Annotated in this window: 1 protein-coding gene; it reads right to left on the bottom strand. The window is 48.1% G+C overall.

The window, feature by feature from the left end; all coding sequences use genetic code 11:
• On the bottom strand, positions 1–297 hold a 297-nt coding region (locus tag AB4512_RS24360), incomplete at both ends, for an ABC transporter substrate-binding protein (RefSeq protein WP_372176062.1).

Below are 297 nucleotides of genomic sequence, written 5' to 3'. Positions count from 1 at the left end.
CTCAAGAAGGTCGATGCTTCATTGTAGTCACCACACCAAGACGCGCGCATCACATCAAAATCACCTTGGCGACGTGATACTAGGTAAGACTTCCATTCTTGGTTTTCCAACTCAACTTGCGCGCCTAGGTTGCCTTTGAGCATTGAAGCGATAGCCACTGCAATCGACTTGTTCGACTCACTGGTGTTGTAGAGCAATTTGAAATCCAATGGATTAGCTGCATCGTACCCCGCTTCTTGTAACAGCTCTTTCGCCTTTTGGTCGCGCTCCTTTTGAGTCCATGTGCTGTATTCAGGC

It is taken from the genome of Vibrio sp. 10N.222.52.B7 (assembly GCF_041474275.1).
Lineage (GTDB): Bacteria > Pseudomonadota > Gammaproteobacteria > Enterobacterales > Vibrionaceae > Vibrio > Vibrio crassostreae_C.
This window is presented reverse-complemented; position numbering and strand designations above follow the sequence as displayed.